Annotated in this window: 8 protein-coding genes; 4 read left to right on the plus strand and 4 right to left on the minus strand. The window is 61.1% G+C overall.

Features of this window, described 5'->3' with window-relative positions:
• Positions 1 to 35 precede the first annotated feature (35 nt).
• Positions 36 to 353, minus strand: coding sequence for a YqjD family protein (locus F8N49_RS07285; RefSeq protein WP_016774661.1), 318 nt, complete (start codon positions 351 to 353; stop codon positions 36 to 38).
• A 154-nt stretch (positions 354 to 507) separates the two neighbouring features.
• Here F8N49_RS07285 and F8N49_RS07290 point away from each other — a divergent pair, with 154 nt between their 5' ends.
• Positions 508 to 762 carry a hypothetical protein gene (locus tag F8N49_RS07290; protein WP_003224595.1) on the plus strand — a complete coding sequence of 85 codons (255 nt, stop codon included), beginning with the start codon at positions 508 to 510 and terminating at the stop codon, positions 760 to 762.
• A 6-nt stretch (positions 763 to 768) separates the two neighbouring features.
• Here the strand turns inward: F8N49_RS07290 and F8N49_RS07295 are convergent, their stop codons facing one another.
• Positions 769 to 1,683: a LysR substrate-binding domain-containing protein gene (locus F8N49_RS07295; protein ID WP_151551070.1), complete on the minus strand. Its 915-nt coding sequence runs from the start codon at positions 1,681 to 1,683 to the stop codon at positions 769 to 771.
• 84 nt (positions 1,684 to 1,767) lie between these two features.
• On the opposite strand from F8N49_RS07295, the gene F8N49_RS07300 reads away from it, so the two are divergent.
• Positions 1,768 to 2,691 carry a carbon-nitrogen hydrolase family protein gene (locus tag F8N49_RS07300; protein ID WP_151551071.1) on the plus strand — a complete coding sequence of 308 codons (924 nt, stop codon included), beginning with the start codon at positions 1,768 to 1,770 and terminating at the stop codon, positions 2,689 to 2,691.
• A 137-nt stretch (positions 2,692 to 2,828) separates the two neighbouring features.
• Here F8N49_RS07300 and F8N49_RS07305 read toward each other — a convergent pair whose 3' ends face one another.
• A complete protein-coding gene (locus tag F8N49_RS07305) occupies positions 2,829 to 3,302 on the minus strand; it encodes an LEA type 2 family protein (RefSeq protein ID WP_073474543.1) in 474 nt (157 codons plus the stop codon).
• 66 nt (positions 3,303 to 3,368) lie between these two features.
• Positions 3,369 to 4,835 (minus strand): nucleobase:cation symporter-2 family protein, encoded by a 1,467-nt coding sequence (locus F8N49_RS07310; RefSeq protein WP_151551072.1) that lies wholly within the window; start codon positions 4,833 to 4,835, stop codon positions 3,369 to 3,371.
• Positions 4,836 to 5,124: 289 nt separating this feature from the next.
• Here F8N49_RS07310 and zapE point away from each other — a divergent pair, with 289 nt between their 5' ends.
• Positions 5,125 to 6,243 (plus strand): cell division protein ZapE, encoded by a 1,119-nt coding sequence (gene zapE / locus F8N49_RS07315; protein WP_151551073.1) that lies wholly within the window; start codon positions 5,125 to 5,127, stop codon positions 6,241 to 6,243.
• Positions 6,244 to 6,260: 17 nt separating this feature from the next.
• Entirely contained in the window at positions 6,261 to 6,842 is a 582-nt protein-coding gene (locus F8N49_RS07320) for a DinB family protein (RefSeq protein WP_151551074.1), read from the plus strand.
• Positions 6,843 to 6,887 lie beyond the last annotated feature (45 nt).

Consider the following 6,887-nt stretch of genomic DNA (forward strand, 5'->3'; position numbering starts at 1 on the left):
GCCCCAAGGCTCGCTTTTTTATGTGGCGCTGGAACTCAGCGACGGCCGAGCAGCAGGCCCACCACCAGGCCGAATCCGGCGGAGATCGCTACGGTCTGCCATGGATGGCCGCCGATATAGTTTTCAGTCGCTTCTACGGCAGGTTTGGTGCGGTCGCGCACGCTGGACACCGAATCCAGTGCCAGCTGCAGCTTCTGGGCGATTTGTGCACGCAGGGTTTCTGCTTCTTCGCCTACCAGTGAAGCGCTGCTCTTGAGCAGTTTGTCCGATTCTTCGATCAGAGCCTGAAGCTCGCTGAAAGCTTGATCCTTGATTTGCTCTTCGGCAGCTTGCGAGGCGGTTTTACGGGCCATTGGGTGACTCCTTGCAGGTGAATGGACAGTGACCAATGGAGTGTAGCGGCAGGCGAAAAGTTGCATGTCATTCGCGGACAAGGGAAAAACCTGCACCGGAGATTTGTGTCCAGCGTGTAAGATGTCGCCATTTTACGCAGCAGGATAAATCCCCATGAGTTTCAATCTGGCCGACAAATCCCTCGCAGAGCGCGCAGCGCTGGAAGATGAGAAATCCCGTCTGTTCGAACTCTGGCAGAACAATCTGGGCAAAGCCAAAGGCGAAGCCGCGCGCCTGTTTGGGGAGCGCTCCAAGCGCAAGGGCAAATGGGCCGAGTGGGTCCGCGCCGAGCTGGACGGCATGTCGCCGCCGGAGTTCGCCAACATGGTGCGCAGTGAAGTCAATCGCCTGATGGCGGCGAACAAATAATCCGCTTCACGCCTGGCTGAACGTGGCGGCAATCGCCTCACGAACCTTGACCAGCACCGGATCGATCTGTGTGCTGGTGCGCCAGCCCAGTTCCACCGGATAGCGCGGTAAAGCCAGAGGGCAGGGCAGCAGCGCCAGTCCGCTCAGCGCCGCGATACTTGCGGCGGCGTGGGCCGGGATCGTCGCCACCGCCTGACTGCCCTTGAGCAAAAAGGGCAGTGCAGCAAAATGCGTGGTCGACGCGCAGACTCGCCGGCTCAAGCCCACTGCCGCCAATCCTTCATCGGTAATGCCGATAAAGCCGCCCGACGACACCAGAATGTGCTCGCGTTCAACGAACTCCTGCAACTCGATCTGCTGCTGGCCTGGCGCGAGACTGCTCGGGTCGACCAGGCACGCATATCCGCCTTCCCCCAATACCTGACGGCTGAGCAGGCGCTCGGAAAAGCCGCCGGCAGTGATCGCCAGGTCGATGCTGCGCTCCATCAGCGCGCGGGCGACGATCTGGCTGTGGGTCTGGCGGAATATCAACCGCAGCTTCGGCGCACGACGGGCGATTTCCTCGATCAGGCGGCGCCCGTAGGCAATTTCAAAATCATCTGACAGACCGATCGCCACCGAGCGGCCGTCGTATTGATTGGCCGCAGGATCAAGCATGGCCAGGCTTTGCCGGCATTTGTTCAGGGCATCGCTGATCACCGGTTTCAGCTGATTGGCTTGCAGCGTCGGCGCCAGACCGCGCCCGGTGCGCACGAACAACTGATCGCAATACACCTCACGCAAGCGGCGCAATGCCGCGCTGACTGCCGATTGTGTTACGCCCAGGCGCAAAGCGGCGCGGCTGGCGCTGGATTCGTCGTGCAGTGCTTCGAAGACTTTCAGCAGGTTGAGGTCGATGTCGGCGATATTCATTTGACTCATATCATTCAGCAGTGGGTAGGGCTTTATTCATGATCGCGTGACGCTGGAGAATCAGCAACACCTGAACCTGATGGAGTAAACACGATGGCCAAATCCATAGTCGCGGCGTTGCAGATCGGTGCCTTGCCCGGCGGCAAAGGCGAAACCCTTGAACAGATCCTTGCTTGGGAAGACGCAATCCGCGAATCCGGCGCCGCGTTGGTGGTGATGCCGGAAGCCTTGCTCGGTGGCTACCCGAAAGGCGAGGGCTTCGGCACCCAATTGGGCTACCGACTGCCCGAGGGGCGTGAGGCGTTCGCGCGTTATTTTGCCAACGCCATTGATGTGCCTGGCGCCGAAACCGACGCCCTGGCTGGATTGTCAGCCCGCACCGGGGCCAATCTGGTGATCGGCGTGATCGAGCGCGCCGGCAGCACGTTGTATTGCACGGTGCTGTATTTCGATCCGCAGGCCGGGCTGCTCGGCAAACACCGCAAGCTCATGCCCACCGGCACCGAGCGACTGATCTGGGGCAAGGGTGACGGCTCGACTTTGCCGGTGTTTGACACCCAGGTCGGCAAGCTTGGCGCGGTGGTCTGCTGGGAAAACATGATGCCACTGTTGCGCACGGCGATGTATGCCAAAGGCGTTGAGGTCTGGTGCGCGCCGACCGTGGACGAGCGCGAGATGTGGCAGGTCAGCATGCGCCACATCGCCCACGAAGGCCGCTGCTTTGTGGTCAGCGCCTGTCAGGTGCAGGCCTCTCCGAATGCGTTGGGGGTGGAGATTGCCAACTGGCCCGGGGATCGACCGTTGATTGCCGGTGGCAGCGTGATCGTCGGGCCGATGGGCGATGTGCTGGCTGGACCGTTGCGTGGGGAAGCGGGTTTGCTGACGGCGCAAATCGACACCGATGAACTGATCCGCGCGCGGTACGACTACGATGTGGTCGGCCACTATGCGCGGCCGGATGTGTTCGAGTTGACCGTTGATGAACGCGCGAAGCCGGGGGTGCGGTTCAACTCCTGACCTTGATACTTGTTTTGAACCTGTGGGAGCTGGCTTGCCAGCGATGGGGCCATGTCAGTCGACATCTTTTTGGCAGATGCACCGCTATCGCTGGCAAGCCAGCTCCCACAGGGATCGGTGTCCGATCAGAAAACTTTTTACCAAGTCGCCGCACTCGCTTTAGGCAGGCTCAACTTGCCGCTGTCGGTAAAGCGCATCGTGCCAAACAACCCGCCCGCCAGTTTGCCGCGCAGCACGTAGGGCAGATTATCGAGGCTTTGCGTCTGGCTCAGGCCCAATGTCTGGCGCAGGAACGAGAACGCCGAGACGCTGACCGGTACCGTGACAATGGCTTCAGAGAAACGCGGGATCGAGCCGCTCTGATCGCTCACACCCGAAGCCAGCGAATGACCATTGACCTCCAGATCCAGGGCGATGCCGTTGTAATCGATCGCCGTTTCATTGGGGTTCTGCACGCGCAGCTTGATCGCGAAGCGCACTTCCAGTTCCTGGCTGGGCAAGGGTTCGAGGCCGACCACGTTGATGTTCACCGGGTCGCGATTGGGAAACAGTGCGCAGGCACTGAGCGACAACAGCAGAAGCGACAGGATGACGGCGTGGACGCGGCGCATAAAAATCTCTCGACAAAAAAAGGGCTGAACCGTCGCCGGTGCAGCCCTTGTTTTCGAGGCGCGACGTCAGCGGTTCAACTGTGCGACAGCCGCCGCTTGGCCGGGTTCACCTTTGGCGGCGACGTCGGGGTTTTCCATGACCTGCAGAATCGACGCTTCCGGGTCGAAATCATCTTCTTCCAGCTCGATGAATTCTTCCGGCAGGAAGATGTTCAGCACGATAGCGCACAACGCGCCAACGGTGATTGGCGATTCGAAGATGTTGCGCAGCGCTTGCGGCAGTTCGCGCAGGACTTCCGGCACCGCTGCGATGCCCAGGCCCATGCCCAGCGAGATCGCCACGATCAGCATGTTGCGTCGATGCAGGCCGGCCTCGGCGAGGATCTTGATCCCGGCCACGGCGACGGTGCCGAACATCACCAGCTCAGCGCCGCCCAGCACCGGTTTCGGCATCAATTGCAGCACCGCGCCGATCATCGGGAACAAACCAAGCAACACCAGCAGCCCGGCGATGAAAAACGCCACGTAGCGGCTGGCCACACCGGTCAACTGGATCACGCCGTTGTTCTGCGCGAAGGTCACCATCGGCATGCTGTTGAACACCGCCGCCATGGCCGAGTTGAGGCCATCGGCGAGCAGGCCGGATTTGATGCGACGGATGTACAGCGGGCCTTTCACCGGTTGCCGCGAGATCATCGAGTTGGCGGTCAGATCACCGGCCGCTTCCAGTGGCGACACGAGGAAAATCACCGCCACCGGCACGAACGCCACCCAATCGAAGTTGAAACCGTACTTGAACGGCACCGGCACGCTGACCAGCGGCACCTCGGGCATCGAAGCGAAATCCACCGTGCCCATCAGCCATGCCACTACGTAGCCGAGGGTCAGGCCAATGACGATCGCGCCCAGACGCAGAAACGGCACGTCGACACGGTTCAGCACAACGATGGTGCCGATCACCAGCGCCGCGAGAAATACGTGACTGGCCGCGCCCAGGTCAGGCGCGCCGAAGCCGCCGGCGATGTCGGTCATCGCCACTTTGATCAGCGACAGGCCCATCAGCGTGATGATCGTGCCGGTCACCACCGGCGTGATCAGCATGCGCAGTTTGCCGATGAACTGGCTGAGCACCACTTCGATGAACGCGGCGAAGAAGCACACGCCGAAGATCGTCGAGAGGATTTCGTCAGTGCCACCGCCACGCGCCTTGACCATGAACCCGGCGCTGAGAATCACGCTGATGAAGGAGAAACTGGTGCCTTGCAGGCAGAGCAGACCGGAACCCACCGGGCCGAATCGCTTGGCCTGGACAAAGGTGCCGAGGCCGGAGACGAACAGCGCCATGCTGATCAGGTAGGGGATTTCACTGTGCAGACCGAGGGCGCCGCCCATGATCAGGGTCGGGGTGATGATGCCGACCGAACTCGCCAGCACGTGTTGCAGCGCGGCGAACACCGTGGCGGTCAGGTGCGGACGGTCGTTGAGGCCGTAGATCAGGTCGTTGTTGCGCGGGGCTTTTTCAGAGGCGGTCATGGTGTTTTGCGCGCCGCGAGGCGGGGCCGGGTCAGAAAATGGAGGCGCAGGATGCCGGAAGAGGGCGGCGAGGGCAACGAGCAATAACTGCCTGAAAGGTCAGGTTTTACTGCCTCTCCCTTGTTCTGATCGTTCCCATGCTCCGCGTGGGAATGCAGCCCGGGACGCTCCGCGTCCCTTCCAGAGCTGGAACGCGGAGCGTCCCTTGAGGCATTCCCACGCGGAGCGCGGGAACGATCAAACGTGCCTCGACCGGCAATGAAAAAGCGCCCGTGGCATACTCCCGCGCATGACTTTCGACTCCCCCCTCAGTGCCTGGCAATACGCAGTCGACCACAAGGGATTCATCCAGGATGAAGCCCAGGAGCACGCGGTCTGGGCCTTGCAAAAATGCCATGAAGCCTTGCACGCCGGCGCCCGCTCGGTCGGCGGCGTGTACCTGTGGGGGCCGGTCGGGCGTGGCAAGACCTGGCTGATGGATCAGTTCTATCAGAGCCTGCGGGTGCCAGCGCGGCGTCAACACTTTCATCACTTCATGGGCTGGGTGCATCAGCGTTCGTTTCAACTCAGTGGCATCGCCGATCCGTTGCGCGCCTTGGCCAAAGAGCTGGCCGGCGAAGTGCGGGTGCTGTGTTTCGATGAACTGTTCGTCAATGACATCGGCGACGCGATCATTCTCGGCCGGCTGTTTCAGGTGATGTTCGATGAAGGTGTGGTGATCGTCTGCACCTCCAATCTGCCGCCCGATGATCTATACGCCGACGGCTTCAACCGCGACCGTTTCACGCCGGCGATTGCGGCGATCAAGGCGCACATGACCGTGGTCGCGGTAAATGGCGCCGAGGATCATCGCTTGCATCCGGGGACGATCGAGCAGCGTTATTTTGTTCGTGCGGATGTTTTACCGAGCGCACTGGAGGCCGTGTTCAAATCGCTGGCTGCAGATGAGACTGTCAGCGAGGAGCCAGTGGCCGTGGGCCACCGCACACTCAACGTGGTGCAAGCCAGCGAATCCGTGCTGTGGTGCCGCTACAGCGATTTGTGCGAACAATCTTTCGCCGCTATGGACTTCATCGCCCTGTGTGATCGCTACCGGGCTATTCTGTTGAGCGAAGTGCCGAACCTCAGCGCACAAAAACGCGAAGGACGTATCGCACGCGGCACCGAAGACGGTGCTGAGCGCGTGGTCGCCGGCGACCGGGAACTGCCACAGTTGTCGGTGCATGATGACGGCGTTCGCCGCTTTATCGCGCTGGTCGATGAATGCTACGACCGCAAGGTGCCGCTGTACGTCGAGGCAAGCGTACCGATGGATGCGCTGTACACCGAGGGCTATCTGGAATTCCCGTTCCGCCGCACCCTCAGCCGTTTGCAGGAGATGCAATTGCAGCGCTTCGCTGAAGCCTGAAAGAAGAGGGCACTGACATGAGTCAACCGCTGTCCCATCATTTGCTGACCATGGCCTACCAGAATGCCTGGGCCAACCATCGCCTGGCCAAGGCCTGGACCCGGCTCGACGCCACTGAATTGGCCGCGCCACGGGTGAGCTTCTTCCCCAGCATCCGCCTCACGCTTAATCACATCCTCACCTGCGACTGGTTCTACGTCGACGCGCTGGAACGCGAATTGCGCGGGGACGAGCCGCACCCGGATTGTTACGTGTTCTTCGATACAGACGAACCGTTTACCGAAGCTGCCGCACTGCGCGAGGAACAGGCACGCGTCGATCGCCGGCTGATCGCTTATTGCGAGCAACTGCGCGATGCCGATCTACCGAGAATCGTCACTATCGCTCGCGACGAACCGCAACATGACAGCCGTCTGCGCATGCTCTCGCACCTGTTCGAACACCAGATCCATCATCGCGGCCAGGTGCACGCCATGCTCAGCGGCACGGCGGTGACGCCACCGCAACTGGATGAATTTTTCTGTGTCGGCGAAAGCGCATTGCGCGCCGAAGACTTCGCCGAACTGGGCTGGACTGAAGAGCTTATCTGGGGCCACTGACCGCGAAAGATCGCAGCCTCGTTGCACTCGTCAACTCCTACACAT

Origin of the sequence: Pseudomonas sp. GXM4 (assembly GCF_008923895.1) — a bacterium.
Lineage (GTDB): Bacteria > Pseudomonadota > Gammaproteobacteria > Pseudomonadales > Pseudomonadaceae > Aquipseudomonas > Aquipseudomonas atacamensis.